This is a genomic window from Lentzea sp. CA-135723, assembly GCF_050936595.1.
In the GTDB taxonomy this organism is placed as follows: domain Bacteria; phylum Actinomycetota; class Actinomycetes; order Mycobacteriales; family Pseudonocardiaceae; genus Lentzea.
On the sequence record NZ_JBNJMK010000001.1, the window covers coordinates 4,219,140 to 4,244,468 of the forward strand.

Genomic DNA, 25,329 nt, shown 5'->3' on the forward strand with positions numbered 1-25,329 from the left:
TGTCGCCCGCTCCCGAGACTGCCTGCACGATGTCGTTTTGGCGTCCCCCGACTAGGTGACGACACGGGGTGGTCCGAAGTTGCGCAAGTGGCCGGATCGTTACGTGCCCGATGCACCCCCAAACCGGCACTGACCAGCCGATTGGGAGCACGCGGAAGCCCTGTGCTAACGTTCTTCACGTCGGAACGAGCAAGCCTCCGGCACACAAACAAGCGCCGCTAGCTCAGTTGGTTAGAGCAGCTGACTCTTAATCAGCGGGTCCGGGGTTCGAGTCCCTGGCGGCGTACTCCAGAGAAGCAGGTCGACTTTCGAGTTGACCTGCTTCTTTGCTTTTCGCGTCCTCATCCGAATTCTCCGTTTCGTAGTTCTGGATCATGGTTTGGGAGCCCGAGGACATCCCTGGGTTTAGGCAACATGCCTCAGCGACGCGCGCGTCATGCGCGCATCAGACTTGAGTGTCAGCGTCCGGACTGAGTTCCAGCGTTGATGCGCGGGCCGAAGTAGCGCTCGTTGGCGACGGGTTCTCCCCATCGGGTTTCCGGTATGCCATCACCGCGTGCTTCCCACATCGCCAGGTGTTCCATGAACCGGTCCGGGGCTGCGCCGTGCCAGTGCTCTTCGCCCGACGGGCAGGTGACCGTGTCGCCAGGGTGGGCTTCGATGGTTGTGCCGTCGCGGGTGCCGATGAGCGCGACGCCGGAGACGACGTGCAGGGTCTGGCCGAGGTCGTGGGAGTGCCAGTGGGTGCGGGCGCCGGGTGCGAAGCGGACAAGGTTGACGCGCATGCGGGACGGGTCTTGGCCGGCGTGGACGACGTCCCACCACACGTCGCCGGTGAACCAGTCCGCGGGTGCTTTGGTGGTGCCGCTGGGTTTCACGAGTTCCATCGGGTGCTCCTCAGCGGCGACGGGCGGCGGGCTGCAGGGACGGGCTGACCCAGCCGTTGTCGGCAGGGTTGAGGGTGACGCCCGGCGCGACGATCTGGTCGATGCGGTCCAGGACGTCGTCGGTCAGGGTGATCTCGGCCGCAGCGAGCTGGGACTCGAGGTGGTTCATCGTGCGCGGGCCGATGATGGCGCTGGTGATCGCGGGATGGCGCAGGACGAACGCGATGGCCATCTCGATCAGGCTCAATCCGGCCTCGTCAGCCAGCTGGGCAAGTTCGTCGGCGGCGTCGAGCTTGCGCTGGTTCTCCGGAAGCGCGAGGTCGAACCGGTTGGCGAGGCGCTTGCGGGCCTCGGACATGGGGCCGGTCTGGTCGTCCTTGCGGTAGCGGCCGGTGAGCCAGCCGCCGGCGAGCGGACTGTAGGAGAGCACACCCATGCCGTAGCGCTGGCAGACCGGGAGGACCTCGTTCTCGATACCGCGGGTGAGGATCGAGTAGGTGGGCTGCTCGGTGACGAACCGCTCGCGGCCGCGGTCGTGGGCGGTGTGCTGCGCCTCGACGATGGTGGAGGCGGGGAAGGTGGAGTGTCCGAAGTAGCGGATCTTGCCCGCGCGGACCAGGTCGGTGAGCGCGCCGAGTGACTCGTCGAGGTCGACCGACGGGTCCCAGCGGTGCATCTGGTAGAGGTCGATGTGGTCGACGTCCAAGCGCCGCAACGAGTTCTCGACCGCGGTCGTGATCCAGCGGCGGGACGCGCCGCGGTGGTTGGGGTCGTCGTCCATGGGCATGAAGAACTTCGTGGCGAGCACGACGTCGTCACGACGGCCTTTGAGCGCTTTGCCGACGATGACCTCGGACTCGCCCTGCGAGTAGACGTCGGCGGTGTCGACGAAGGTGATGCCGGCGTCCAGGGCGCGGTGGATGGTCTTGATGCTCTCGTCGTGGTCCTTGGTGCCCCAGTCGCCGAACATCATGGTGCCCAGGCACAGGGTGCTGACCGAGACGCCGGTGCGTCCCAGCGTTCGCTGTTCCATGGTCTGTCCTTTCGGGAGTGTCAGCGCGGCAGGAGCTGGATGGTCACCGGGACGGCCTTCGCGCCGACGACGGAACCGACGATGGCGGGCCCGTACCGGTCGTACTTGGCGTGGTAGGCCTTGTCGATTTCCCCGTGCACGTCCGGGGCGGCGTGGGCGAAGGTGACGTCGCGTTCGACTCCGCCGGCCCGCACGCGGCCCATGCCCGAGGCGGTGGCTCTGCGGTACCAGGGATTGTCCGGTCCGTAGGCGCTGCGGACGTAGACGTCGTCTCCCGCACGGACGACCCACATGGTCACGTACGGCCGCAACGTCTCATCCGCACGCACTGAGGCGAGGTCGAGTTCCTCGGCGGCACCGATCCGGTCGAGTTCCTCGGCGCTCCAGGCGGCGGTCACGGCTGGACCAGCACCTTCAGCGCCGTGCGGTCGGCCATGGCCTGGTAGCCCGAGGCGATGTCGTCGAGCGCGACGGTCCGGTCGAAGACACGGCCAGGTTCGAGGCGGCCGTCGAGGATGTCGGGCAGCAGTTCCTCGATGTAGGCGCGGGCGGGTGCGACACCACCGGTGAGGGTGATGTTGCGGAAGAAGACTCCGAAGTCCGCGGGCACGTCCGGGTACTGCGGCACGCCGACGCGGCTGACGCTGCCGCCGTTGCGCACGACGCCGAACGCGGTCTCGATCGCGGGCTTGAGGCCCACGCACTCCAGCACCACGTGGGTCCCGTCGCCGCCGGTGAGCTCGCGGACCCGCTCCACGCCTTCGTCGCCGCGTTCGGCGACGACGTCGGTGGCGCCGAAGTCGCGGCCGAGCTCGGTGCGGCCGGTATGGCGGCCCATCAAGATGATCTGCTCCGCGCCGAGCCGCTTGGCCGCCATCACCGCGCAAAGGCCGACAGCTCCGTCGCCGATCACCGTCACGCTGGTGCGCGGGGTGACGCCCGCGGTGACGGCGCAGTGGTGGCCGGTCGGGAACACGTCCGACAGCGTCAGCAGCGACGGCAGCAGCGCGGAGTCCTCGCCGACGGGCAGCTTCACCAGCGTGCCCGCGGCCTGCGGCACCCGCACCGCCTCGCCTTGGCCGCCGTCGACGTTCGTCGCACCCCACGACCCGCCGTGCCGGCACGAGGTCTGCAGTCCCTCACGGCAGAAGTCGCAGGTGTTGTCCGCCCACACGAACGGCGCCACCACCACGTCACCCGCCTTCAACCCGATGACCTCGGAGCCGGTCTCCTCGACGACACCGAGGAACTCGTGGCCCATCCGGTCGCCGTGTTCCTTGGCGGGCTTGGCCTGGTAGGGCCACAGGTCGCTGCCGCACACACACGAGCGGAGCACGCGCACAATCGCATCGGTGGATTCGAGCAACTTGGGGTCCGGCACGGTCTCGACTCGCACGTCGCCGGCACCGTAGATCAACGTCGCCTTCATGGACTTCTTCCTGTCGTGGTCGGCTGGCCGCTGTCGGGCGGCTTCCCTGGTCGACCTCGATCAAACGCCAGTACCCGGCGGCGCGGCAGGACCTGCTCTTACAGGTAACAGCAGACCCCCTCAGAGGGGTTTCAGAAGCGTTGTGGCAGGTCAGGACTTCGTTGGCTGAGGCTCGTCGAGGTCTTGGGTGGCGGCCCAACTGGCGAGCATCCTGAGTCCATCCGCGGTGGGTGTGCCCGCGGCGGCCGTGTACACGTTGAGCGTGAGCCCCGACTCGGACGGGAGCTCCATCGACTCGAAGTTCAGGTCGAGCTGTCCCACGACCGGGTGACGGAGGCGCTTTTGGCCGCTGCGGTGGTACTGCACGTCGTGCGACGCCCACCGCCTGCGGAAGACCTCACTGCGGGTCGACAGCTCACCGACCAACTCGATCAGCTTGCGGTCGTACGGGTTGCGCCCAGCCTCCAGCCGCAGCATCGCCGCGGCGTCGTTGGCAATGCGGTCCCAGTCCACGAAGAAGTCCCGCGCGGCGGAGTCGAGGTAGACGAACCGCGTGGTGTTCGCCGGGCGACGCGGATCCGCCAGCACCGGTGCGTACAGAGCCCGGCCGAGGCGGTTCATCGCCACGATGTCGTGACGACCGTTGCGCACCCATGCCGGCGCGTCCGAGATCGCGTCCAGCACCTGCTGCACCACCGGCCGCACTGCGGTCGCCGGCGTCCGCTGGCGCCGCTCGCCCGGCTCCGCGCTCTTGGCCAGTGTGAACAGATGTTCGCGTTCGGCCTCGTCGAGCTGCAACGCACGCGCCACCCCGTCCAGCACGCTCTCCGACGCACCGGACAGGTTCCCGCGCTCCATGCGCACGTAGTAGTCGATGGACACCCCGGCCAGCAGCGCCACCTCCTCGCGGCGCAGACCTTTCACCCGGCGGTTGCCACCGAATGCGGGCAGCCCGGCCTGCTCGGGCGTGATGCGCGCCCGGCGCGAGCGGAGGAACTCGCGGACCTCGGCGCGGTGGTCTGTTTGGCCCATGAAACCCAGGGTAGGTGCCTTCAGAGCGGGAGGGAGGGTCTGGCGTTACCCCGAAAGACCGGTCCTCCCTCGTGCGCGTCGGCAGCGGTCAACTGGACATGTCAAACGCCACGAAGAGAGGTCCCATGCACTCCACCGCTGTGCAGGACACGCCTCGAGCCGCGGGCAACCAGACCGCGATCCTCGCGATCATCCTCGTCAGCTACTTCATGATCCTGCTCGACAACTCCGTCGTGTTCACCGGACTGCCCAGCATCCGCGCCGACCTCGAGCTCACCCCGGCCACCCTGTCGTGGGTCCAGGACGCCTACACGCTCGTGTTCGGCGGCCTGCTGCTCCTCGGCGCCCGCGCGGGCGACCTGCTCGGCAGGCGCCGGCTGTTCCTCATCGGCCTGGCCCTCTTCGGCACGGCGTCGCTCCTGATCGGAGTCGCCCCCACCGGCTGGTGGATCGTTGCTGCTCGGGGCCTGCAAGGAGTCGGTGCCGCCATCGTGGCCCCGACCTCGCTCGCTCTGATCACCGCGCACTTCACCGGCGAAGCCCGCTCGCGCGCCGTGGCCTGGTACGCCGCTACCGCCGGCATAGGCGCCAGCCTCGGCATGCTCGTCGGCGGAGCACTGACCGCCTGGATCTCCTGGCGGGCGGCGTTCCTCGTCAACGTCCCCATCGCCGCAATCATGATCTTCGCCGCCCGCCGGGTGCTCACCGAGACCGAGCGCCGGTCCGGCCGTTTCGACGTCATCGGGGCCGTCTGCGCGACGCTCGGCATGAGCGCCCTGGTCTTCGGCATCATGGAGTCGACCGAACGCGGGTGGACCGACCCGCTCACCCTGTCCGCGCTCACCGTCGCAGCGGCCTTGCTGATCGCACTGGTACTGCATGAGGCACGGGCACCACAGCCGATCATGCCGTTGCGGCTGTTCAGCCACCGCGAACGCAGCGGCGCCTACGCCACCCGCCTGCTCTACATGGGCGCAATGATCGGCTTCTTCTATTTCACTACCCAGTACATGCAAGACACCCTCAGCTTCAGCCCGCTGCAGGCAGGACTCGGGTTCATCCCGATGACCGCGGTCAACTTCGCCGTAGCCATGGCCATCCCCCGCCTGGCCGGCCACATCTCCGGCCCCGTGCTGCTGCTCGCCGGTGTCGTCGTCACCCTCGCCGGAATGGCCTGGCTCAGCCGCCTCGACCCGGACGGTACCTACCTGATCGCCGTCGCGCTGCCGATGCTGCTCATCGGCGCCGGCCAAGGCCTCGCGTTCGCACCCATGACCAACGCCGGCATCTCGAGCCTGTCCACCGAAGACGCCGGAGCCGGCTCAGGTCTGATCAACACCGCACACCAGCTCGGCATGGCACTCGGACTCGGCATTCTCGTCACCGTCGCCACCTCCGCCAACGACACAGCGGGCGTCGCAGGCCACGTCAGCGCAGCCCTCACCGGATCGTCCGTCCTACTCGGACTCGCGCTCACTGTAGTACTACTCGTGGTGATCCCAAGCAGGCGTGCAGAACCGGCTCACAACGACGCGTGACGCCACCGCTCCTGCGGACCTACCTGCTCACCACCGACGGGCCATTACCTGTCCCGACGCTCTCGGCAACCATCGCAGCCAACTCAGCGCGGACAACAGCCAGGCGTTTCCGTGCCCGATCCACACCGACCTCGAGCCCGGTGCGCAGGCTCTCCATGCAAGCCGCGATTCCGTTCCTGCGGAAACGATCACTTGGCTGCGATGTCTGTTTCCGACTCGCGGTCGCAACTACCGTCCGAGCCTTCGCGGAAGAGCTAGGTCGAGGTCTGGACAGTTCCGCAGACTCGGGCGGAAACCGTGGCAGCGACTTCGGCGCGAAGCGCGACAACGAGGTCGCGTGCTCGATTCATGCCGACGCCGGGTTCGGTGCGAAGGGTGTCGGCGGAAATAGGTCGCATGTGAACGGCCCAGTGCTCTGCATCCGCTGCTCGAGCGCGGTCGAGATCGTCAAGTACTGCCTCTACACCGATCGCTTCCAACCTGCTTTGAGCAGGTTCAACTGGAACGACCCCCGGTCGCGGAGCAGTGATCAGAGCGAGCGACTGCAGCATGCCTGGCCCGACCTCGGCCCAGCCGATCAGCGACACCGGTCCGACCGCGTCGAACGCAGCCTTTCCGTAGTTACCAGCCAGCAGCGGCTCCGCGACATTGAGTGCCAACGTCACGATGCTCACGAACAGGGTGAACCGTCGCAACGGCCGCAGTCCCGCCTCGGGCGCGCCGTGCAGCGCGAGATACCTCGTCGCGAGCAACAAACCCAAGATCGACCAATCGTGCTTACCGACGATCCCAACGAACCTCCAGCCACTGGAGGCCATTTTGGAGTGTCTTACTGGGGCGGAGTGGGAGCACCCGCATTGATTGGCTGTTTCCCCGGCAGTCAAGGCGATCGCGCACGGTTCACCCTCGCCCACGAAGCTGGCCACATCGTCCTGCACACCTTCCGCCCTCGCGCAGCGGACCCAGAAGGCGAAGCAAACAGGTTTGCTGGCGCACTGCTTGTACCGCGCCAGCGAGTGCAGGAGAGCATCACCGAGAAGACCTCATTGACCGACTACGCCCGACTGAAGGCAACCTGGGGCGTCTCGATACAGGCGCTGATCATGCGCGCCTTCGCCCTGGACCTGATTGGCGAGACCCGGAAGCGCTCCCTGTTCGTCCAGCTGTCGACCAAGGGCTGGCGTAAGAACGAGCCGGTCGCGGTCGGACACGAGGCGCCACTGCTGCTATGGACACTGCTTAGCAGACGCTTGGGAGACCGGCCCTACCGATCCGCTGCCGACGACCTCGCCATCCACCCGACGGTTCTTAGATCGATCGCACCCACTCCAACAAAAAAGACCGGAATCCGTGAAGTTTCTGTGGCTCCGGTCCGTAGCCTCAACCGAGAGTGACATTCCCGCCTCTCATCCACCCCACTTCATTGTGCGCCCGATCAGGGCGATGGGATGGGCTCTGAAGATCCAGCTGGGATGGTTGGTGCGACTACGGCCGGGAACAACCATCGGTTGTTGTTCCCGGCCACTTGACAACTCCTCGGACTTGATCCAATCAGCCTCAGCGATATTAACTCTTCGACCGCCGGACACGCCTGTCGATTTCGAGTTTCTCGCCTTCGAGAGTAGGCGCTTCTTCATTAGCCGTCCGGTGGCCAAGGATGGTTTTCAAGGTGTTCAATGCGGATGCCCTGCGGCAGTCCTCCCGAATCATGCTAATTAGGAATATGATTACAACTGGAATTGGGGCTGCATATGCAAGCACCTTGGTCAGGGCATGCAACGGCTCAAGCATTCCCTGTGTTGCACTCCAGGAAGCTCCGAGGAAAGAAATCGTCAACGCAGCCCATGGCCAGAAGCGTGCCATCGCAATAGGTCTACGTGACTGTCCTTGATAGCCGTCGATATGGATCTGCCCTTCGAAGTTTTCGATAACAGTCATTCCCCGAGCTGATCCTGTAGGTGAGTGGACTCTCCGCTCCTTCGCTGTTGCTGGGCCTGGTGCGTCTTCGGTCGTCGCATCTCTATCTTTTCGCCTGCGCGGCCGTTCGTCATTGCCTTGGCGGTATTCTTGCGCAAATTCGATCAAGGAGCGTTCAAAGGAGGCGGACGACCTCAGGATGAAGGCCACGCAACCTGCAACCGCGATAGCGAGCGCGACTAGGCTTACAGTCCCGATCCACGTCAGGGACGACATGGTGATGAGGACGCCCATCAAGGCTGCCATGCCGGTAATGGCGACCATACCCACGACGCTTTCGCGCTGGCGGCCCACTACTCGTGCGTGTGTCAAATCCAGAACTGCGCGACTAGGGGGGTCTACCGCAATTTCCGCGGCGCGGTTCGCGCGAACCAGTTGATCCGCGCGAACGAAAGGGTCGGATTCCCTTTGATCGATGCGGTTCATGAGGCCTGCCAGTCCTGCCGCCACATCGAAGCTCTGATCCTGCCCTGCCAGGGTGTCATCCAGGCCATTAAGTGCGTCGCGAATCGTTGCAGACTTCTCATTCATCGCGCTCCCCTGAGTTTTGTCGCTCACCGTCCGCCCTCAATTCCTTCTGCGTCATCCCCGGAATCGCTGGGGAAAATTATCTCCGGAATGACATTTTCGATCTTTTTCTTGACGTGATTCTTATGGGATCGGACTGTCTCTATTGAGACCCCCAGGAGCTCCGCGATCTCCCGGCTTGTCAATTCCTCACGAAAGGCCAACTCAACTACTTGAAGTTCACGCGCTGTCGCATGTTCAACGAGAACGCTCCATAGCCTTCGCGACATGTCCTTGTCTAGCGCCTGGCGAAGTGGCTCATTCGACGTTGGAGGCACGACCAACGCAATATTCTCTGTGGGCTCTATTCTGCAGTCCACTCTTAGGCGGTCGATACATTTATTTCGAGTTACGGTCCGCAGCCAGGAAAGCTGAGCGCTTTGGCCTGTGTCGATCAAAATGTGTGGCTCGCCTGCCAGCTCACGCTTGAGCTGATTGTAGGCGGCTATAAATACCTCTTGAGTAACATCGTCGATCGCGGACTCGTCGCGCAGAAGTCGCCGCGCCTGCAGGCGGACCGGTATGACGTACCGCTGGTAGAGGTCCGCGATACGGGCCCGCACCTCATCCGGATCCGGAAAGATCACGGTTTCCACCCTTCAAGTGCCCGCTTGGCCGGGGCCAGGTCTCCGTCGCCAACCAGGACGATCAACGACGACTTCTTCTTGCCAACGTCCTGCTGGGAGATGACGAGGCTTCCCGGCTTCCCCGTCGTCAAGATCATGCGCACGGTTACACGCTCCTGCCACGCGCGCACCATTTCACGGCCCCACGCGATCAAGGGAACGGCCACCACCAGCAGCAGGGCCTTCCAGGACGTCACCAGAGCCGCATGGGTAGAGATCAACTCCATCCACCGAGGGTCAGGTACCAGCAAGGTCGTCATGACTCGATATCGGCTCTGGCCTGAAAACCGTGGAGATCGCCGCGGAGGTGGTGCCCAGTGGATACAGGGCCGCGTGAGGTCAGGCAGGCGCATCCGAAGCGCGAGGTGGCGTCGGTGCTACCCCTTGTAGTCATCGTTCGGTCGGCCCGCGCACGTCGCCGCCCGTGCGTACTGGCTGGAGGTGTATTGGCAGCCCCTGTTGGAGTGGAAGATCACGCCGCGATCGGGGCGGCGCTGAGTGATGGCGTTACGCATGGCCTGCTCGACCAGGTCGGTGCGCAGGTGATCGGCGGTGGCCAAGCCGACGACCTTGCGGGAGCCGAGGTCGATCACGGTGGCCAGGTACAGCCACCCTTCCCAGGTGTTGATGTAGGTGATGACGTCGCACCACCGGGTGTCGATCTCCGTTTCGGCGCAGAAGAAATCCCGCTTGATCAGATCGGCCGGGGTGGTACACGCCACGAGATCACGACAACGATTGTCACCTGCCTGTGAGCGGGCATTGATCGGACGACGACCTCCCACCCGACGATGTCAGCTCCTGTCCCGCCGGTGGGCAACGCCATACGGCGACCCCGCGCAGAACAGGAAGTAGGTGCTGAGTCATTCGAGAACCTTGACCGGCGCAGCTCGGCCCAGCATTGTGAGAACAACGACCACGATGTCAACCGCCTAAGCGTGAAGCCAGGAGCGTCGAAGCGCGTCCAGGCCATCTACACAGCTGCGCACACCTTGGCTGCAACCTCGCTCCGAACAACCTCTACTAGCTCACGAGCTCGATCGGCTCCGATCTCCAGTTCTCGACGAAGGGCATCAGCCGATATAGGCCGGCGATGCTCAGACCAATGCCGAGCATCAGCTCGGCGCGCACGAGAGATCATCATCTGCCCGCGCAGCAGCTGGCTCGCGTTGGCCATCACTCTGCCGCCGCTCAACAGAAGGCGTTACAGGTATCTCGATCCGAGCGAGCGCTTGCAAGATTTGCGGCCCGATCTCAGCCCAGCCGATCAACAGCATCGGGCCCACCGCATCGAACGCCGCCTTGCCGTAGTTACCCGACAGCACTGGCTCGGCAACGTTCAACACAAGCGAGACCGCGCTGACGAACAGGGTGAACTTGCGCAGGGGCCGGAGATCCTCCGCCAACGCGCCGTGCAATGCCAGGTACCGCGTCGCCAAGAGCAGTCCAAGGATCGACAAGTCGACAGCTGGCGCGATCAGCGGGGCCACCCACACCGGCACCCCCAGCCGCAGCGCGAGACTCAGAACGTTGCCGAACCCGAAGAGAAACGTCAGTCCCACTACCACCGCGATGATCACCGTCACCGCCCGCGACACATCCCGCAGGGCGCCCGTTTGCGAGCCCGGGGACATCCCTGGGATTTAGGTCTCAAGCCGCAGCTAGATGGTGTGCCCAGGCGGTGGTCTCGTCGTAGGTGGTGCGGCTGGTGAGACAGCCGTGAAGGATGCCGACGAGCCGGTTGGCGAGGTGGCGCAGGGCGGCGTTGTGTGGCACGCCGCGGGCACGTTGGCGGTCGTAGCAGGCACGTGCTCCAGGCGAGGCGCTCAGGGCGCTCATAGCTTGGCGCATGAGCGAGTCGACCAGTCTGGTGTTGCGCACGTATCGGCAGTTGACGGTGGTCTTGCGTCCGGAGGCGATGGTGACCGGGCTGGTGCCGGCGTAGTTCTTGCGGGCCTTCGGGCTGGCGTAGCGCGTGCGGTCGTCACCGAACTCGCCGAGAGCCCTAGCGCTCAGGGTCTCGCCCATGCCTGGCTGGGACAGGTAGATCTCCGCGTCCGCGTGCTTGCGCAAGCGCTTGACCATCTCGTTCTCGACGGCGGTGATCTCCGCGACAAGCACGGCGATCACCGCCACCAGCGACTTCACCGTCACGGCATACGCACGTTGCAAAGCCGCGGGCACGCGCAGTTGGTCGGCCCTCAGAGCCGAGTGGATCCTGTCGGCTCGCTCTTCGATCTTTCGCCTGCCTGCTCGCTGCAGCGCCGCGACGATCTGCTCCCGCGGGAGCTTGGCCGCGGCGTCCGGGTCCGGAGCGCGCTTGAGTAACTCGAGCACGTCGGCGGCAGCGAGATCCTCGCCGAATGCGGCCAGCGCGACCGGGTAAAAGTCCCGCAGGTGCGCCCGCAGGCGTGCCACCTGGCTCTTCCGGCTCACCCGGTTCGCCGACGCGATGGGCCTGCAGATGCGCGACATCGCCTGCTCCAACCTCACCCGTCAAGAACACCGCTGGATACCCACCGCCGCGGACCACCGGCTCGACAGCCGCTACCCCGAGCACGAGCAGCTGCCTGACACCCTCACCTACGTCTTCACAAACCGCGACGACACCCCGACCGCGAGCAGCCCCACCACGATCGTCCAGTGCGACGGGAAGCAGCTCGGCGACGCGCTCACCGACTCCTCCCACACCGGCGACGGCTACCGACTCCACGACGTGTTCCACCTCGCCTATGCGACCGTGCTGGGGTGGTCACCGGTGACCCGCTCGCTCCTCCGCCGCAAGCGTCGCAGCAACCCGACCACCGACGAGATCGAGGACGGCGGGCGCGCGATCGTCGTAGAGGAGGGCATCGCGGTCACCGTGTTCGCCTACGCCGCCAGCCGTGACTACCTGCGTGGCGCCGACCACGTCGACAACTCCCTCCTCGCCTGGATCGCCACTTCCTCCGGCCACTTGGAGGTCGGCGGCCGCACCGCCGCGGACTGGGAGCAGGCCGTCCTCACCGGCTTCCGGATCTGGCACGAACTGCGCAGGCACAACGGCACCGGCACCGTCCACGCCGACCTGCGTCGACGCACGATGACGTTCACTCCGCACGTCGACGGCGCGAGCAGCCAGCACCACTTGTCTGCGGTCTCGCAACGCTGACGCGAATCGCACCACGTCCGCGGCGCAGAGGGCTTGTCGGCACCTCAAGGCACACACAAATGATGCGGCCCGCCCGGCGGGACGATGAGTCGCCGTCCGGCGGGCCGCGTACGTCCGCCATGCCCAGGCACCCAAGTGGATCAGTGCCGGTTCTCGCGGATCTGTCTTCCGGTGTTCCGCCGTTGCTTCTTCTAGGGCTCGTCATGCTCGCCTGGGGCCACCAGCACGTTCGGCGATCACGTCGGCCAACTCTTCGCGCAGCGCCGCGACCAGGTCCCGCGCGCGGTCCATGCTGATCTTGAGCTCGCTCCGCAGAGAGCCCGCTGAAATAGGCCGCCTATGCACTGACCAGTGCCGCGCATCCGCCAGCCGTGCCAGGTCGAGGTCTGCTAGATCGATTTGAACCTCTACCGTGCCATTCGGGTCCCGCACGATGTCAGCAACGGCAACCTCAGCGGGTTGTGATCGAGTGGCCTGCGAAACCGCCTGCAGCATGCCTGGCCCGACCTCGGTCCATCCGATCAGAAGGACTGGGCCAACCGCGTCGAACGCGGCTTTCCCGTAGTCACCTGACAGCAGCGGGTCCGCCACGTTGAGCGCCAAGGTGACAGCACTGACGAAGAGCGTGAAACGCCTTAGCGGCTGCAGAACCTCGACCGACGCGCCGTGCAACGCCAAGTGCCTCGTCGCGAGCAGGAGCCCGAGGACGGAAAGATCGACCGCGGGTGCGATGAGCGGGGCCACCCACACCGGAACGCCGAGCCGCAGAGCAAGGTTGAGGACGTTGCCGAAGCCGAAGAGGAAAGTCAGCCCGACAACCGTCGCCATGATCACCGTGACCGCCCGCTCGACGTCGTGAAGGACCCCGGAAACAGTGACCGCGGAGCCCGAGGCGTGCCCGAGATCCCCGACCTGCGACGACACGGAGTGGCACGACGCGACAAGAGCATCTAGCGCTTCCTGGCCTTGAAGTGCTGAAACGGCACTCATCGACATCACCCGACATCCTCGGCGGGGTCCACCCGAGGACTCTTAATCAGCGGGTCCGGGGTTCGAGTCCCTGGCGGCGTACTCCAGAGAAGCAGGTAGAGATTCGTCTCTACCTGCTTCTCTGCTTTTCGCGTGCTCATCCGAATTCTCCGTTTCGCGGCTCTGGATCATGCCCTGGGATTACGGGCGCAGGCTGCGAGGCCACCTTGGCCGCGGCATCGGTCCGGAGCGCGTTCACAGCCCACCAACGTCCGGCCCGCACCCCCAGCCCGAACGGTTGACGCGTCAATATTGACGCGTCAACCGTTCGGCGCTAGTGTTGAGGCGTCAACAACTGACGCGTCAACTATTGGAGCGGGCATGGGCGAGGCGGAGGCACGACGCAGGCCGTCGGGTGACGAGCTGCGGATCTGGCGGGACTTCATCGAGACCGCGGAACGGCTCAAGACCCGGATGGCGCGGCGCATGCAGCAGGAGTCGATCCTGTCGCCCGCCGACTACCAGGTGTTGCTCGCCCTGCACGAGGCCACGGGTCAGCGGCTGCGGTCGTCCGTGCTCGCGGAGGTGTGCGACTGGGAGCGCAGCCGGCTGTCGCACCACCTGCGGCGGATGGAGTCCAAGGACCTCATCGCCCGTGAGGGCAACGCGAAGGACCTGCGGGCCGCGGAGATCGTGCTGACCGAGACCGGGGCCGCCGAGCTCCGCCGGGGCGCCGCTCCGCACCTGCAGGCGATCAGTGAGCTCTTCGTCGACGCGCTGACCGCGGAGGAGCTCAAGAACGTCGAGAACCTGACGGCGTCGCTGCGCCGCCACCTGGACACCGCCGGCGACTGAACGCCGCGAAGGAGAGATCGTCATGGAGTTCGGAATCATGGGTGTGGCCGACATCGAGCCGGACCCGAACACCGGGTACACCCCCAGCGAGAACGAACGCATCAAGGGCGTGGTCGAGTCGGCGCTGCACGCCGAGCAGCTGGGGTTCGACGTCTTCGCGTTCGGCGAGCACCACAACCCGCCGTTCGCCGCGTCGTCGCCCGTTGCGCTGCTGTCCTACCTCGCGGGGCGCACGAGCAAGATCACGTTGTCCACGTCGACGACGCTGATCACCACCAATGACCCGGTGCGCATCGCCGAGGACTACGCCTACCTGCAGCACCTGGCCGACGGACGGCTCGACGTCATGCTCGGGCGCGGCAACACCGTGCCGGTCTACTCGTGGTTCGGGCAGAACATCCGCGACGGTGTGGAGCTGGCGCTGGAGAACTACAACCTGCTGCACCGGTTGTGGCGCGAGGACGTCGTGGACTGGGAGGGGAAGTTCCGGACCCCGTTGCAGGGCTTCACCTCCACGCCGCGGCCGCTGGACGACGTGCCGCCGTTCGTGTGGCACGGGTCGATCCGCACGCCGGAGATCGCGGAGCAGGCCGCCTTCTACGGCAACGGGTTCTTCGCCAACCACATCCTCGCACCGAACGCGCACTTCAAGCGGCTCGTCGACTTCTACCGCACCCGGTACGAGCACCACGGCCACGGTCCGGCGTCACACGCGATCGTCGGCCTGGGCGGGCAGGCGTTCGTCGCGAAGAAGTCGCAGGACGCGTGGGCGCAGTACCGGCCGTACTTCGAGAGCTTCCCCGCCTTCCGCGGCGCGAGCCTCGAAGACTTCGCGAACGGCACCCCGCTGAGCATCGGCAGCCCGCAGGAGATCATCGACAAGACGCTGACCTTCCGCGACGGCTTCGGCGACTACCAGCGCCAGCTCTGGGCGCTCGACATCCTCGGCCTGCCGCACGGTGTGCTGATGGAGCAGCTCGAGCTGCTCGGCACCGAGGTGATCCCCGTGCTGCGCAAGGAGTTCGACAGCCGCCGCGCTCCCGGTGTGCCTGCCACGCCCACGCACCGCAGCCTCGTCGAGGCGAAGTACGGCGACGCGACACCGCGTCAGCCGCGTCCCAACCCCAACCGCGGCGACAACCTCTCCGGTGTCTCGCCCTACCAGGACAGCCCTGTCCTCCAGGCGGTGTGAACCATGACCAAGCCGATCAACGTCGTGGTGGTCAGCGCGGGTGTCAGCGACCCCTCGACCACCCGCATGCTCGCCGAACGCGCCACCGCGGCCGTGATGGACCGTCTCCGCGCGTCAGGTGAAGAAGTAACAGCGTCTTTCGTCGACCTGGCCGGGATGGCCGCCGACATCGGCCGGTCGATCGTGTCCGCCGATCCGGTCAAGAGCGTGCAGCGGGCGATCGAACAGGTCGGCGCCGCTGACGGGCTGGTCGTCGCGACACCGGTCTACAAGGCCGGGATCAGCGGGCTGTTCAAGTCGTTCGCCGACCTGCTCGACAACGACCTGATCGTCGCCAAGCCCGTGATCCTCAGCGCCACGGCCGGAACCGCGAGGCACGCGATGGTCGTCGACGAGCAGCTCCGGCCCCTGTTCGCCTTCATGCGGGCGATGCCGGTACCGACGTCGCTGTTCGCCGCGCCCGAGGACTGGGCGGATCCCGCGCTGGGCAAGCGCATCGACCGCGCCGCCGTCGAGTTCGCCGAACTCACCAGGGCACGGGTCGGCGAGGCGATCACCGACGCGGCGTGGAAGGGCTACCAGCACACGTTCAACGGCAACGCGACCCGCGCCGAGAAGTCCGTCGAGGACCTCGACTTCGACACCCGCCTGATGCGGCTGGCCGCCGGTGGACAGTCGCTGGTGGACACCCGGAGATGAGCTACTTCGTCTCGCGCAACGCCTTGCGGATCGTCGGCGCGAGCGGCAGGTCGCTGGCGCTGAGCGCGGCCACGATGCGGGACGCGGTGTTCTTCAGCTCGTCACGCCCGGTCTCGCCGAGGCCGTCGAAGACCAGCTCGCGGACCGTCGCCACATGGCCCGGCGCGGCCTGTTCCATCTTCGCCCTGCCCGCCTCGGTGAGCACGGCGTTGGTGACCCTGGCGTCGTCGGGGTCGACACGGCGCTCCACCAGGCCGCGCTTCTCCAAGCGCGCCACCAGGTGCGAGATCCGCGACAGCTCGGCGTTGGTCAGGATCGCGAGCTCGCTGAGGCGACGCCGGCCGGACGGCACCTCGGTCAGCCCCGCCAGCACGTAGTACTCCAGATAACTCAGCTGCGCGTCCCGCTGCAGCTGCGCGTCCAGGGCGACGGGCAGCAGGACCAGCGCCGCGTGCAACGCGCGCCAGGTGCGCGCCTCGTCCGCCGTCAACCAGTCGGTTTCCTCCGTCATCGGCCGAGCCTATCCCCGGTGGATCTTCTGGCGCCCGGCCTGCTAGTAATACATGAACATTCATGTAATCGAACCTCGAAGGATGGTCATGTCCAACCTCAAGATCGCCGTCGTCATCGGCAGCACCCGTCCCGGCCGCAACGGCAAGACCGTCGCCGACTGGGTCATGGCGCAGGCCGCCGGGCGCACCGGCGCCGACTACGAGGTGCTCGACCTGCTCGACTACCCGCTGCCCCACCTCGACGAGCCGATGTCGGCCAAGGCGGGCCCCGGCACCTACACCCAGGACCACACCAAGGCGTGGGCGAGCAAGGTCGCCGAGTACGACGCCTACGTGTTCGTCACGCCCGAGTACAACCACTCCACGTCCGGCGTGCTGAAGAACGCGATCGATTACCTGTACGCGGAGTGGAACAACAAGGCGGCCGGGTTCGTCAGCTACGGCGGCGTCGGCGGCGCCCGCGCCATCGAGCACCTGCGCGGCGTGCTCAGCGAACTCCAGGTGGCGCACGTCCAGCAGCAGCTCAGCTTCTCGCTGTTCACCGACTTCGAGAACTTCAGCGCCTTCCAGCCCGCCGAGATCCACGCCACGTTCGCCCAGGTCATGTTCGACCAGCTGGAGAGCTGGGCCGGCGCCATGAGGTCCGTGCGCGAAGCCACCGCGCTCGCGGCGGTCTGAAGCCGTGTCGCACAACGACTTGCGTGAGTTCTACCGCCACTACCTGGACGTGCTCAACGGCCGCCGGTTCGACGAGCTGAGCGAACTCTTCCACGACCAGGTCACCCTGAACGGCCAGCCGGTCAGCCGTGACGAGGTCATGGCGGCCATGCGGTTCACAGCGACCGAGGCCGTGCCCGATCTCGTGTGGACGGCCCGGGACGTCGTCGTCACAGGCGACCGCCTGACCGCCCGGCTCCTCGACCGGGGCACGCCGGCGAAGGAGTGGCTGGGCATCAGGCCCACCGGCGGCTCGTTCGAGGTCGACGAGGCCGCCTTCTACCGCATCCGTGACGGCCGGGTCGACGACATGTGGTTCGTCGTCGACACCGGTGCGGCACAACGACAACTCGATTCCTGAAGGAGCAACCTCATGCCTCTGCAAGGCGAATGGGCACCCGGAACGTTCGACCTGGCCCGTGAACAGGTCGAGGCGTTCGAGGCCAACGACGGCGCCGGCGACACCGGCAGGAACCCCGCCGGCGGCCCGATCATCATCCTCACCACCGTCGGCGCCAAGAGCGGCAAGCTGCGCAAGAACCCCGTGATGCGCGTCGAGCACGACGGGGACTACGCCGTCGTCGCCTCGCTCGGCGGCGCGCCGACCAACCCCGCCTGGTACTCGAACGTCAAGGCGCACCCGCACGTCGAGCTGCAGGACGGCCCGCACAAGCACGACTACCTCGCTCGCGAACTCGACGGCGACGAGTACCAGACCTGGTGGGAGCGGGCGATCGTCGTCTGGCCCGAGTACGTCGACTACCAGGCCAAGACCGACCGCAAGATGCCGATCTTCGTGCTCGAACGCATCACCGACTGATCCCCTTCACAGTTCAGGAGAACACCATGCCCAGGGCAGTCCGGTTCACCCGCTTCGGCGGACCCGAGGTCCTCCAGGTCGTCGACGTCCCCCGCCCCGAACCCGCCGAAGGACAGCTCCTCGTCCAGGTCGTCGTGGCATCGCTCAACCCGGCCGAGGTCGGCATCCGCGAGGGGCTCTACGCGAAGATCTGGCCCGCGGACTTCCCGATGGGCCAGGGACACGACTTCTCCGGCGTCGTCGCCGCGCTCGGACCGGGCGTCACCGGCTTCGAGGTCGGCGACCCGGTGATCGGCTTCGCACCCCGCGCCGCGATGGCCGACTTCACCGTGATCGACTCCGCCGGCACCGCGAAGATCCCTCCTGGCCTCGACTTCGCCTCAGCAGCAACGATTCCCGCCTCCGGCGCGACCGGGTGGGCCGGTGTCGCGGCCGTCGACCCCGGCGAGGGCGAGACCGTGTTCGTGTCCTCGGCGTCGGGCGGCTCCGGCGTGTTCACCGCCCAGCTCGCCCGGCTGCGAGGCGCGCGGGTCATCGGCGGCGCCTCCCCCGGCAACGCCCAACACCTCGAAGCACTCGGCGTCGACCCCGTCACCTACGGGCCGGGCCTGAGCACCAGGCTGCGGGAGATGGCGCCCGGCGGGATCGACGCGGTCGTCGACACCTTCGGCGGCGGCTACGTCGACCTCGCCATCGAGCTCGGCGTGGCACCGGCGCGCATCAACACGATCGCCGACTACGCCGCCGTCCAGCGCCACGGCGTGCAGTCGCAGGGCAACGGCGACGCGATGGCGCCGGAGATCTGGGAAGCGTTGCAGGACCTCGTCGTCAAGGGGCAGCTCGTCGTGCCGATCGAGGCCGAGTACCCCCTTGAGGACGTCCGCCGCGCCTACGTCGACGTCGCCACCCGCCACGGCTTCGGCAAGCGCGTCATCCGCCTGCGCCCCGACCCGCACTGACCGCCGGCAGGAGAAACCACCTCCGAGCACGGCCCGATCCTGCCGCCACCGACCCACCACCCCTTGAGAGGACACGTCCCATGGGCTCCTTCGGAACGCTCGACCGCGACACCGTCGTCCACACGACCCCGCTCTCCCGGCTCGACCTCACCGGCAAGCGCCTCACCGTCATCGGCGGCACCAACGGGCTCGGCCAGGCCGTCGCACAGCAGGCCCTGGCACTCGGCGCCGACGTGACCGTGGTCGGACGCACTCTCCGAGACGCACCGCACGAACGATTGCGCTTCGTCAAAGCCGACCTGTCCTCCATGAGCGAGGCACTCCGCCTCGGCGAGGAGCTGCCGGTCGAGGCAGAGGACGTCGTCCTGTTCACCAACGGCATCACCGCCGCCAAGGCCCGCGAGGAGACCCCGGAGGGTGTCGAACGGGACATGGCGGTCAGCTACCTGAGCCGCTACGCCCTGCTGCGCGGCCTCGACCCGCGCATCGGCGCCGGCCGGTCCGCTCGAGCCCGCGTGTTCGTCATGGCCGGTCCCGGCGGTGACCAGGACGGCAACCCGGACGACCTCAACGCCCTCACCGGCTACAACCAGAACACCGCGCACATGAACACGGTCGCCGCCAACGAAGCGCTGACCGTCAACGGCGCCGGCTCCGAGACCGGGCCTGCCTACTTCGGCCTCAACCCAGGACTGGTCAAGACCGACATCCGCGCCAACTACCTCGGCGAAGGCAGCTTCGCCCACAGGGCCACCGAGACCCTCGTCGGGATGCTCGCCCAGTCCGCCCGGACCTACGCCCGGCGCATCGTCCCGCTGCTGTTCACCGCGGACCTCGACGGACGCACCGGCCTGATGTTCGACCGCAAGGCCCGTCCCATCCGGCCGTCGCTCGGCATGACCCCTGACCGCGTCGAAAGCTTCATGACCGCGTCCGACTCGCTCCTGCGGCACGCGCTGAGTTCGTGAACGGGCTGCGGCACCGTGGTGTCCCGGCCCCCTCCAGCACGGCAGTTCGGTACCGGCCGGTACCGAACTGCTAGGGTCAAGTTCAGTACCGATTGGTACATAACTTGTCCGGAGGTCGATGGCATGGGTCTGTTCGAAGGCAAGACGGCAGTGGTGACCGGAGGCAGCAGCGGCATCGGCTTGGCCACCGCGCGCCGCCTGGCCGACGAGGGCGCGCACGTCTTCATCACCGGCAGGCGGGAGAAGGAGCTGGACGCCGCACTGAAGGTCGTCGGCAACGCCACGGCCGTACCGGGCGACGTGGCGGACGCGGCCGACCTGGACCGCCTCTACGACGCCGTTCGCGCGCGGGCGAAGGGGGTCGACGTGCTCTTCGCCAACACGGGGATCGGAGGCTTCGCGACGTTGGCGGAGACCACCGAGGAGCATTTCGAGCGGCTCTTCGGCATCAACGTGCGCGGCACGCTGTTCACCGTGCAGAAGGCGTTGCCGTTCCTGAACGAGGGCTCGTCGGTGATCGTGAACTGCTCGGTCCGCGCCGACGACGGCTTGATGGAGTTCGGCACGTATTCGGCCACCAAGGCCGCGTTGCGCTCCTACGTGCGCACCTGGGCCAACGAGCTCAAGTCGCGAGGCGTCCGGGTCAACGCGATCTCCCCCGGCACGATCCACACCCCCGCGGTCGCCGGGATGGACGACGACGTCAGGGCGGGATTCGCGGCGCGCGTGCCGATCGGGCGGATGGGCACGGCGGACGAGGTCGCCGGCACTGTGCTGTTCCTGGCGTCGAGCCAGAGCAGCTTCATCACCGGCTCCAACATCCACGTCGACGGCGGCGAGAAGCAGCTCTGAGCGACGCTGTGATCCTTACCTCTCGGTACAGAACTGCGCGCACCAGTTCTGTACCGTTCGGTATACAACACGCCGAGACGAGGAGTGAGACCGTGAGCGACGTCGTGCGCCTGCACCAGCAGGGTGGACCGGAGGTCCTGCGACTGGAGAGCGAGAACGTTCCGGAACCAGGCCCCGGCGAAGTCCGGTTGAGGCAGGAAGCCGTGGGCCTGAACTACGTCGACACCTACTTCCGCGACGGGACGTTCCCGCTCCGGCCACTGCCGGCCGTGATCGGCGTCGAGGCGGCGGGAACGGTGGAGGCCGTCGGGCCGGGGGTCACCGAGTTCTCGCCGGGACAGCGGGCCGGGTACTTCTTCTCGCCCGGCGCCTACCGGTCGGTGCGGCTGATCGCGGCGTCCCAGCTCGTTCCCGTCCCGGACGACGTCCCGTCCGACGTCGCCGCCTCGTTGCTGGCCAAGGGACTCACCGCGTGGGCACGGGTGCGGCGCGTCTTTCCGGTCCACAGTGGAACGCTGGCGGTGGTCACCGGGGCGACGGGCGGCGTCGGTTCGTTGCTCGCCCCGTGGGCACAGCACCTCGGAGCGAAGGTGGTCGCGCTGGTGGCTCGCCCCGAGCAGGTCGCCGCGGTCACCGCGCTGGGCGTCGAGGACGTCGCCGTGGCGAACACGGGCGACCTGTTCCGACTGGTGTCCCAGGCCGTGCAGCCGGTGGACGTCGTCTACGACCAGGTGGGTCAGGCGGTCTTCGACGACGTCGCGGGCGTGTTGACCAGCGGCAGCACCCTCGACCTGCTGGGCAACGCCTCCGGGGAGATCGACGTCTCCCGGCTGAGGACCCAGGCGTCCGGGGTGCGGATCACGCGCTCCTCGACCGGGGAGCACCTGCCCAGCCGCGCCGCCCTGCTCGGTGCCGCCGAGGAACTCTTCGACGCGCTGCGCGAGGGCGTGTTCGGCAAGCGCGAGATCACAAGGTACGCACTCGCGGACGTGGTGCGCGCCCATCGGGACGTCGAGTCGCGATCCGCGGGCCCTGCGCCGGTGCTGATCCCCTGAGCCGCAACGACTAGACGAACGCGCCCCGGATCGCCAGGTCCACCATGCGGTGCAGCTTCTCGGCCGGGACACCGTCGTTGGCCCGCACCGCGATCCCCTCGCTGAGGGCGGCGGTGAACAGCGCCAGCACCTCCGGGTCCGCGTCCATTGTGGAATCACATTCGGCCGCGGCGCGCTCGAACCGTTCGCGGATGAACGTCAGGGCGTTGGTCCGTTGCTGGGCCACGTAGTCGCGCACCGGGCGGTTGTCCGGAGCGCACTTGCCGGCGCCTTGCACCACAAGGCATCCGTGCGGGTGCCCGTCGCTCGTCACCACGTCGACGGTGCGGTGCAGGAAGGTCGCGACGGCCTCACGGGCGGTGGGCAGCTCGAACGCCTCCATCTCCCAGGCGGGGCCGGTCGCGATGTAGCGCTGCACCGCCTTTTCGAAGAGCTGGCGCTTGTCGCCGAAGGCGGCGTACATCGAGGGCTTGTTGATGCCCATCGCCTCGGTCAGGTGCGCCAGCGAGGCGCCTTCGTAGCCGTGTTCCCAGAACACGTCGACCGCCCGGTCGAGAGCGGTGTCGGCATCGAACTCACGCGGCCTGGGCATGCCCCAACTATACCTCGCGGTACAGAACGTGCCATGATGGTTCCGTACCGATCGGTACATAACAGCATCGACACAGGAGAAGACCCATGGGAGCACTCGACAGCAAGGTCGCCCTCGTCACCGGCGGGTCACGGGGCATCGGCGCCGCCGTCGCGCTCCGGCTCGCCCGCGAAGGCGCCGACGTCGCCCTCACCTACACCGCCTCCGAGGACGCGGCGAAGTCCGTCGCCGAGGAGATCACGGCTCTCGGCCGCCGGGCCCTGGTACTGCGCGCGGACCAGGCCGACCCGGCCGCGGTCGACGCCGCCGTGCGGCAGGTCGCGGGTGAGCTGGGCCGGCTCGACATCCTCGTGAACAGCGCCGGCGTCACCGTCGGCGGCCCGTTCGACAGCATCGACCTGGAGACGTCCGACCGGCAGATCGACATCAACTACCGCGGCGTGCGCAACGCCGTCCGCTCCGCCGCGGCCGTCATGGCCGACCACGGGCGGATCATCAACATCTCCACCTCCACCGCCACCGGCTCGATCATGTTCTCCGGGTTCGCCGAGTACTCGGCGACCAAGGCGGCCGTTACCGTCTACTCCAAGGGAACCGCACGGGACCTCGGCGGGCGCGGCATCACCGTCAACGTGATCCAGCCCGGCCCGATCGCCACCGACATGAATCCCGACGAGGGCGAGTTCGCCGACCTGCTCAAGTCCCGCGGCGCACTCGGCCGCTACGGCACCGCGGAGGAGGTCGCCGCGCTGGCCGCCTTCCTCGCCGGCCCGGAGGCGGGGTACATCACCGGCTCGACCTTCAACATCGACGGCGGACTCGCCGCGTGACGGCGGCTCGTTCCCTTTAACCTCAAGGACAAACGCCACCATGCGTGCGACTCTCATGTACGGCGCGGGCGACGTCCGCGTCGAGAACGTCCCGGATTCCGTCATCAAGCTGCCCACCGACGCTCTCGTGCGGGTCACCGCCTCCTGCGTCTGCGGAACCGACCTGCACCCCTACGGCTCGATGAAACCCAGCAGCCGTCCCGAAAGGATGGGCCACGAGTTCATCGGTGTCGTCGAGGACGTCGGCTCGGAGGTCGGCACCGTCCGGCGCGGCGACCTCGTCGTCGTCCCGTTCGCGATCTCCGACAACACCTGCGAGTTCTGCCGCGAAAGCCTGCACTCCTCCTGCAGCCACCCGCAGGCGGGCTTCTGGGACGGCGAGGCGGAAGAAGGTGGCCAGTCCGAAGCCGTCCGCGTGCCCCTCGCCGACGGCACCCTGGTGAAGCTCCCCGTCGCGCCGGACTCCGCGCTCATCCCGTCCCTGCTGACGCTCTCCGACGTCTTCGGCACCGGCTACCACGCGGCAGTGGCGGGAGGCGTGCGCGAACGCACCCGCGTCACCGTGATCGGCGACGGCGCGGTCGGCCTGCTCGCCGTCCTGTCGGCCAGGCGGCTCGGCGCGGAACAGATCATCCTGATGGGACGCCACCAGGCCCGCACCGACCTGGGCCGCGAGTTCGGCGCCACCGACGTCGTCTCCGCCCGCGGCGCCGAAGGCGTCGAGACCGTTCGCGAACTGACCGGCGGACACGGCACCCACGTCGTGATCGACGCCGTCGGAGCCAGGCTCGCCTACGAGCAGGCACTCGGCGTCGTCCGGCGCGGAGGCGTCATCAGCCGCGTCGGCGTCCCCCAGTACGAGGAGGCACCGGTCGGCTTCGGCAGCCTCTTCCGCCACAACATCCGCCTCGCCGGCGGCCCCGCACCGACCCGCGCCCACATCGAGACGCTGATGCCCTCCATCCTCGACGGCACCATCGAACCGGGCAGGGTCTTCGACGCCACCACCGACTTCGCGGGCGTTCCCGCCGCCTACCAGGACATGGCCGACCGCAGGAGCCTCAAGGTCCTCATCAAGCCATGACGGACGTGGCACGCTCCGGCACCTCCAGAGAAGCAGGTGGAGATTCGTCTCCACCTGCTTCTCTGCTTTCGGGCACTCCCCGAATTCTCCGGTTCGTGGTTTCAGATCATGGTTGCGAGCCCGAGGACATCCCGGTCCTACTTGGCGGCCTGTTGTTCCTTCTGGCGGGCGCGCTGCGCCCGAGTGGCCTGGACCCCGATGACAACGGCGAACGCGAGGGTGATCCACAGCGCGTAGCGGTCGATCAGCAGGACCACGTCGACGGCGTCCTGGCCGAGCCCGTAGCCCAGGCCGGCGACCAGTCCGGTCATGATTCCCGCGCCGAGCACGTTCGCCGCCAGGAACGCGGGGAGCGACATCCTCGCCAGGCCGGCGACCAGGAAGACGAGAATCGACGGCACGCCTGGCACCGACGCGGCGACGACGAGGCCGAACTTGCCCCACGCCGGCCAGGACCTCAGTCGCGGGACGAGTCGCTGCGCGCTGTCGGTCGGCACGAAGAACCCCACGCTCTTCGCGCCCCAGCGGCGGCCAGCCCACCAGTACAGCCAGTCGAACTTGATCTTTCCGAAGATGCCCGCCGCGATGACCAGCCACAGGTCCGCCTGACCGAGCCTGGCGAAGGCGGCGCCCGCGCCGATCGCGGACGAGCTGCCCGTGGCGGCCGCGGTCGCGAGCGGGTGCTCGCCCAGCAGGAACGGGCGCAGCGGCAGGGACACCAGCGACAGCGTGATCGTGGCGATCAGCAGGCCGATCAGCACCTTGTCCGCCCGCTCCATCGGGCTGCCCCACGGCCGGATGTCACGCCATTGCTGCTGGGCGGCGTCGATCTCCTCCTGGGTGTAGGTGCGGCCCCACCACGTCCGCCGCGTCTCGGTCTTGGCGGGGGCTTCGGGCTTGTCCACTTCGGCCGGCGTGCTGCTCTCGTTGATCTCGGACGTCTTGCTCATCGTTTTCCTCACGTTGGGGAGCAGGGGTCCTTGCG

The 25,329-nt window shown here is 67.3% G+C and carries 31 protein-coding genes and 1 tRNA gene; 16 read left to right on the forward strand and 16 right to left on the reverse strand.

Annotated elements, in window-relative coordinates; translation table 11 throughout:
- Positions 1 to 212: 212 nt before the first annotated feature.
- A tRNA-Lys gene (locus ACQEU1_RS18775) sits at positions 213 to 286 on the forward strand.
- A gap of 172 nt (positions 287 to 458) precedes the next feature.
- On the opposite strand, the gene ACQEU1_RS18780 is transcribed toward ACQEU1_RS18775, so the two are convergent.
- The 5 genes from ACQEU1_RS18780 to ACQEU1_RS18800 form a co-directional block, all read right to left on the reverse strand.
- Positions 459 to 887 (reverse strand): (R)-mandelonitrile lyase, encoded by a 429-nt coding sequence (locus tag ACQEU1_RS18780; protein WP_433203009.1) that lies wholly within the window; start codon positions 885 to 887, stop codon positions 459 to 461.
- 10 nt (positions 888 to 897) lie between these two features.
- Positions 898 to 1,920 carry an aldo/keto reductase gene (locus tag ACQEU1_RS18785; RefSeq protein WP_433203012.1) on the reverse strand — a complete coding sequence of 341 codons (1,023 nt, stop codon included), beginning with the start codon at positions 1,918 to 1,920 and terminating at the stop codon, positions 898 to 900.
- A 20-nt stretch (positions 1,921 to 1,940) separates the two neighbouring features.
- Positions 1,941 to 2,318 carry a DUF2255 family protein gene (locus ACQEU1_RS18790; RefSeq protein ID WP_433203015.1) on the reverse strand — a complete coding sequence of 126 codons (378 nt, stop codon included), beginning with the start codon at positions 2,316 to 2,318 and terminating at the stop codon, positions 1,941 to 1,943.
- A complete protein-coding gene (locus ACQEU1_RS18795) occupies positions 2,315 to 3,349 on the reverse strand; it encodes a zinc-dependent alcohol dehydrogenase family protein (RefSeq protein ID WP_433203018.1) in 1,035 nt (344 codons plus the stop codon). Before ACQEU1_RS18795 ends, ACQEU1_RS18790 begins: the two co-directional genes overlap by 4 nt.
- A 150-nt stretch (positions 3,350 to 3,499) precedes the next feature.
- Complete coding sequence (locus ACQEU1_RS18800; RefSeq protein ID WP_433203021.1) at positions 3,500 to 4,381, reverse strand: helix-turn-helix transcriptional regulator; 882 nt, start codon at positions 4,379 to 4,381, stop codon at positions 3,500 to 3,502.
- Positions 4,382 to 4,506: 125 nt separating this feature from the next.
- Here ACQEU1_RS18800 and ACQEU1_RS18805 point away from each other — a divergent pair, with 125 nt between their 5' ends.
- Complete coding sequence (locus tag ACQEU1_RS18805) at positions 4,507 to 5,919, forward strand: MFS transporter (RefSeq protein ID WP_433203024.1); 1,413 nt, start codon at positions 4,507 to 4,509, stop codon at positions 5,917 to 5,919.
- A 254-nt stretch (positions 5,920 to 6,173) separates the two neighbouring features.
- On the opposite strand, the gene ACQEU1_RS18810 is transcribed toward ACQEU1_RS18805, so the two are convergent.
- Positions 6,174 to 6,680, reverse strand: coding sequence for a hypothetical protein (locus tag ACQEU1_RS18810; RefSeq protein WP_433203027.1), 507 nt, complete (start codon positions 6,678 to 6,680; stop codon positions 6,174 to 6,176).
- An 81-nt stretch (positions 6,681 to 6,761) separates the two neighbouring features.
- Between ACQEU1_RS18810 and ACQEU1_RS18815 the strand changes: the two genes are divergently transcribed.
- A complete protein-coding gene (locus ACQEU1_RS18815) occupies positions 6,762 to 7,313 on the forward strand; it encodes an ImmA/IrrE family metallo-endopeptidase (protein WP_433203030.1) in 552 nt (183 codons plus the stop codon).
- 172 nt (positions 7,314 to 7,485) lie between these two features.
- Here the strand turns inward: ACQEU1_RS18815 and ACQEU1_RS18820 are convergent, their stop codons facing one another.
- From ACQEU1_RS18820 to ACQEU1_RS18845, 6 genes are all read right to left on the reverse strand, one after another.
- Positions 7,486 to 8,454: a hypothetical protein gene (locus tag ACQEU1_RS18820; protein ID WP_433203033.1), complete on the reverse strand. Its 969-nt coding sequence runs from the start codon at positions 8,452 to 8,454 to the stop codon at positions 7,486 to 7,488.
- Complete coding sequence (locus tag ACQEU1_RS18825) at positions 8,451 to 9,050, reverse strand: RNA polymerase sigma factor (RefSeq protein WP_433203036.1); 600 nt, start codon at positions 9,048 to 9,050, stop codon at positions 8,451 to 8,453. The genes ACQEU1_RS18820 and ACQEU1_RS18825 overlap by 4 nt, the downstream gene beginning before the upstream one ends.
- A complete protein-coding gene (locus ACQEU1_RS18830; RefSeq protein WP_433203039.1) occupies positions 9,047 to 9,316 on the reverse strand; it encodes a hypothetical protein in 270 nt (89 codons plus the stop codon). Before ACQEU1_RS18830 ends, ACQEU1_RS18825 begins: the two co-directional genes overlap by 4 nt.
- 150 nt (positions 9,317 to 9,466) lie before the next feature.
- Positions 9,467 to 9,811 carry a DDE-type integrase/transposase/recombinase gene (locus ACQEU1_RS18835; RefSeq protein WP_433203042.1) on the reverse strand — a complete coding sequence of 115 codons (345 nt, stop codon included), beginning with the start codon at positions 9,809 to 9,811 and terminating at the stop codon, positions 9,467 to 9,469.
- 393 nt (positions 9,812 to 10,204) lie between these two features.
- Complete coding sequence (locus tag ACQEU1_RS18840; RefSeq protein WP_433203045.1) at positions 10,205 to 10,675, reverse strand: hypothetical protein; 471 nt, start codon at positions 10,673 to 10,675, stop codon at positions 10,205 to 10,207.
- A gap of 64 nt (positions 10,676 to 10,739) precedes the next feature.
- On the reverse strand, positions 10,740 to 11,564 hold the full coding sequence (locus ACQEU1_RS18845; RefSeq protein ID WP_433203048.1) for a transposase: 825 nt from the start codon (positions 11,562 to 11,564) through the stop codon (positions 10,740 to 10,742).
- On the opposite strand from ACQEU1_RS18845, the gene ACQEU1_RS18850 reads away from it, so the two are divergent.
- Positions 11,554 to 12,240, forward strand: coding sequence for a hypothetical protein (locus ACQEU1_RS18850; protein ID WP_433203051.1), 687 nt, complete (start codon positions 11,554 to 11,556; stop codon positions 12,238 to 12,240). The two genes, ACQEU1_RS18845 and ACQEU1_RS18850, sit on opposite strands and share 11 nt — an antisense overlap.
- 201 nt (positions 12,241 to 12,441) lie before the next feature.
- Here the strand turns inward: ACQEU1_RS18850 and ACQEU1_RS18855 are convergent, their stop codons facing one another.
- Complete coding sequence (locus ACQEU1_RS18855) at positions 12,442 to 13,068, reverse strand: hypothetical protein (protein ID WP_433211576.1); 627 nt, start codon at positions 13,066 to 13,068, stop codon at positions 12,442 to 12,444.
- 522 nt (positions 13,069 to 13,590) lie between these two features.
- Between ACQEU1_RS18855 and ACQEU1_RS18860 the strand changes: the two genes are divergently transcribed.
- Genes ACQEU1_RS18860 through ACQEU1_RS18870 form a run of 3 tightly spaced genes read left to right on the forward strand, consistent with a single transcriptional unit; the run spans position 13,591 to position 15,955 of the window.
- Positions 13,591 to 14,064 carry a MarR family winged helix-turn-helix transcriptional regulator gene (locus ACQEU1_RS18860; RefSeq protein ID WP_433203054.1) on the forward strand — a complete coding sequence of 158 codons (474 nt, stop codon included), beginning with the start codon at positions 13,591 to 13,593 and terminating at the stop codon, positions 14,062 to 14,064.
- 22 nt (positions 14,065 to 14,086) lie between these two features.
- A complete protein-coding gene (locus ACQEU1_RS18865; protein WP_433203057.1) occupies positions 14,087 to 15,256 on the forward strand; it encodes a CE1758 family FMN-dependent luciferase-like monooxygenase in 1,170 nt (389 codons plus the stop codon).
- A gap of 3 nt (positions 15,257 to 15,259) precedes the next feature.
- Complete coding sequence (locus ACQEU1_RS18870; protein WP_433203060.1) at positions 15,260 to 15,955, forward strand: CE1759 family FMN reductase; 696 nt, start codon at positions 15,260 to 15,262, stop codon at positions 15,953 to 15,955.
- Between the two features lies 1 nt (position 15,956).
- Here ACQEU1_RS18870 and ACQEU1_RS18875 read toward each other — a convergent pair whose 3' ends face one another.
- A complete protein-coding gene (locus ACQEU1_RS18875) occupies positions 15,957 to 16,466 on the reverse strand; it encodes a MarR family winged helix-turn-helix transcriptional regulator (RefSeq protein WP_433203063.1) in 510 nt (169 codons plus the stop codon).
- An 88-nt stretch (positions 16,467 to 16,554) separates the two neighbouring features.
- On the opposite strand from ACQEU1_RS18875, the gene ACQEU1_RS18880 reads away from it, so the two are divergent.
- The 7 genes from ACQEU1_RS18880 to ACQEU1_RS18910 all read left to right on the forward strand — a co-directional run bounded on the left by ACQEU1_RS18880 (position 16,555) and on the right by ACQEU1_RS18910 (position 21,838).
- On the forward strand, positions 16,555 to 17,145 hold the full coding sequence (locus tag ACQEU1_RS18880; RefSeq protein ID WP_433203066.1) for an NADPH-dependent FMN reductase: 591 nt from the start codon (positions 16,555 to 16,557) through the stop codon (positions 17,143 to 17,145).
- Between the two features lie 4 nt (positions 17,146 to 17,149).
- Positions 17,150 to 17,545, forward strand: coding sequence for an ester cyclase (locus tag ACQEU1_RS18885; RefSeq protein ID WP_433203069.1), 396 nt, complete (start codon positions 17,150 to 17,152; stop codon positions 17,543 to 17,545).
- A gap of 12 nt (positions 17,546 to 17,557) precedes the next feature.
- Positions 17,558 to 18,004 (forward strand): nitroreductase family deazaflavin-dependent oxidoreductase, encoded by a 447-nt coding sequence (locus ACQEU1_RS18890; RefSeq protein ID WP_433203072.1) that lies wholly within the window; start codon positions 17,558 to 17,560, stop codon positions 18,002 to 18,004.
- A gap of 26 nt (positions 18,005 to 18,030) precedes the next feature.
- Positions 18,031 to 18,963 (forward strand): NADP-dependent oxidoreductase, encoded by a 933-nt coding sequence (locus ACQEU1_RS18895; RefSeq protein ID WP_433203075.1) that lies wholly within the window; start codon positions 18,031 to 18,033, stop codon positions 18,961 to 18,963.
- An 80-nt stretch (positions 18,964 to 19,043) separates the two neighbouring features.
- Entirely contained in the window at positions 19,044 to 19,931 is an 888-nt protein-coding gene (locus ACQEU1_RS18900; protein ID WP_433203078.1) for an SDR family NAD(P)-dependent oxidoreductase, read from the forward strand.
- Between the two features lie 123 nt (positions 19,932 to 20,054).
- Positions 20,055 to 20,783, forward strand: a complete 729-nt coding sequence (locus ACQEU1_RS18905) for an SDR family NAD(P)-dependent oxidoreductase (RefSeq protein ID WP_433203081.1) — start codon at positions 20,055 to 20,057, stop codon at positions 20,781 to 20,783.
- Between the two features lie 92 nt (positions 20,784 to 20,875).
- Positions 20,876 to 21,838, forward strand: a complete 963-nt coding sequence (locus ACQEU1_RS18910; RefSeq protein WP_433203083.1) for an alcohol dehydrogenase catalytic domain-containing protein — start codon at positions 20,876 to 20,878, stop codon at positions 21,836 to 21,838.
- A 10-nt stretch (positions 21,839 to 21,848) separates the two neighbouring features.
- Here the strand turns inward: ACQEU1_RS18910 and ACQEU1_RS18915 are convergent, their stop codons facing one another.
- A complete protein-coding gene (locus tag ACQEU1_RS18915; protein ID WP_433203086.1) occupies positions 21,849 to 22,430 on the reverse strand; it encodes a TetR/AcrR family transcriptional regulator in 582 nt (193 codons plus the stop codon).
- A gap of 86 nt (positions 22,431 to 22,516) precedes the next feature.
- Between ACQEU1_RS18915 and ACQEU1_RS18920 the strand changes: the two genes are divergently transcribed.
- Positions 22,517 to 23,260 carry an SDR family oxidoreductase gene (locus ACQEU1_RS18920; protein ID WP_433203089.1) on the forward strand — a complete coding sequence of 248 codons (744 nt, stop codon included), beginning with the start codon at positions 22,517 to 22,519 and terminating at the stop codon, positions 23,258 to 23,260.
- 40 nt (positions 23,261 to 23,300) lie between these two features.
- Positions 23,301 to 24,344: a zinc-binding dehydrogenase gene (locus ACQEU1_RS18925; protein ID WP_433203092.1), complete on the forward strand. Its 1,044-nt coding sequence runs from the start codon at positions 23,301 to 23,303 to the stop codon at positions 24,342 to 24,344.
- 137 nt (positions 24,345 to 24,481) lie between these two features.
- On the opposite strand, the gene ACQEU1_RS18930 is transcribed toward ACQEU1_RS18925, so the two are convergent.
- Entirely contained in the window at positions 24,482 to 25,294 is an 813-nt protein-coding gene (locus ACQEU1_RS18930) for a DedA family protein (RefSeq protein WP_433203095.1), read from the reverse strand.
- Positions 25,295 to 25,329 lie beyond the last annotated feature (35 nt).

Excerpts from the sequence above, each read along its gene's own strand:
- ACQEU1_RS18785 (WP_433203012.1), bottom strand. The coding sequence starts at position 1,920 with ATGGAACAGCGAACGCTGGGACGCACCGGCGTCTCGGTCAGCACCCTG.
- ACQEU1_RS18850 (WP_433203051.1), top strand. The coding sequence starts at position 11,554 with ATGCGCGACATCGCCTGCTCCAACCTCACCCGTCAAGAACACCGCTGG.
- ACQEU1_RS18875 (WP_433203063.1), bottom strand. The coding sequence starts at position 16,466 with ATGACGGAGGAAACCGACTGGTTGACGGCGGACGAGGCGCGCACCTGG.
- ACQEU1_RS18795 (WP_433203018.1), bottom strand. The coding sequence starts at position 3,349 with ATGAAGGCGACGTTGATCTACGGTGCCGGCGACGTGCGAGTCGAGACC.
- ACQEU1_RS18855 (WP_433211576.1), bottom strand. The coding sequence starts at position 13,068 with ATGGCGACGGTTGTCGGGCTGACTTTCCTCTTCGGCTTCGGCAACGTC.
- ACQEU1_RS18930 (WP_433203095.1), bottom strand. The coding sequence starts at position 25,294 with ATGAGCAAGACGTCCGAGATCAACGAGAGCAGCACGCCGGCCGAAGTG.
- ACQEU1_RS18865 (WP_433203057.1), top strand. The coding sequence starts at position 14,087 with ATGGAGTTCGGAATCATGGGTGTGGCCGACATCGAGCCGGACCCGAAC.
- ACQEU1_RS18915 (WP_433203086.1), bottom strand. The coding sequence starts at position 22,430 with ATGCCCAGGCCGCGTGAGTTCGATGCCGACACCGCTCTCGACCGGGCG.
- ACQEU1_RS18805 (WP_433203024.1), top strand. The coding sequence starts at position 4,507 with ATGCACTCCACCGCTGTGCAGGACACGCCTCGAGCCGCGGGCAACCAG.
- ACQEU1_RS18895 (WP_433203075.1), top strand. The coding sequence starts at position 18,031 with ATGCCCAGGGCAGTCCGGTTCACCCGCTTCGGCGGACCCGAGGTCCTC.
- ACQEU1_RS18860 (WP_433203054.1), top strand. The coding sequence starts at position 13,591 with ATGGGCGAGGCGGAGGCACGACGCAGGCCGTCGGGTGACGAGCTGCGG.
- ACQEU1_RS18830 (WP_433203039.1), bottom strand. The coding sequence starts at position 9,316 with ATGGAGTTGATCTCTACCCATGCGGCTCTGGTGACGTCCTGGAAGGCC.
- ACQEU1_RS18920 (WP_433203089.1), top strand. The coding sequence starts at position 22,517 with ATGGGAGCACTCGACAGCAAGGTCGCCCTCGTCACCGGCGGGTCACGG.
- ACQEU1_RS18780 (WP_433203009.1), bottom strand. The coding sequence starts at position 887 with ATGGAACTCGTGAAACCCAGCGGCACCACCAAAGCACCCGCGGACTGG.
- ACQEU1_RS18905 (WP_433203081.1), top strand. The coding sequence starts at position 20,055 with ATGGGTCTGTTCGAAGGCAAGACGGCAGTGGTGACCGGAGGCAGCAGC.
- ACQEU1_RS18925 (WP_433203092.1), top strand. The coding sequence starts at position 23,301 with ATGCGTGCGACTCTCATGTACGGCGCGGGCGACGTCCGCGTCGAGAAC.
- ACQEU1_RS18800 (WP_433203021.1), bottom strand. The coding sequence starts at position 4,381 with ATGGGCCAAACAGACCACCGCGCCGAGGTCCGCGAGTTCCTCCGCTCG.
- ACQEU1_RS18870 (WP_433203060.1), top strand. The coding sequence starts at position 15,260 with ATGACCAAGCCGATCAACGTCGTGGTGGTCAGCGCGGGTGTCAGCGAC.
- ACQEU1_RS18900 (WP_433203078.1), top strand. The coding sequence starts at position 19,044 with ATGGGCTCCTTCGGAACGCTCGACCGCGACACCGTCGTCCACACGACC.
- ACQEU1_RS18845 (WP_433203048.1), bottom strand. The coding sequence starts at position 11,564 with ATGTCGCGCATCTGCAGGCCCATCGCGTCGGCGAACCGGGTGAGCCGG.
- ACQEU1_RS18880 (WP_433203066.1), top strand. The coding sequence starts at position 16,555 with ATGTCCAACCTCAAGATCGCCGTCGTCATCGGCAGCACCCGTCCCGGC.
- ACQEU1_RS18890 (WP_433203072.1), top strand. The coding sequence starts at position 17,558 with ATGCCTCTGCAAGGCGAATGGGCACCCGGAACGTTCGACCTGGCCCGT.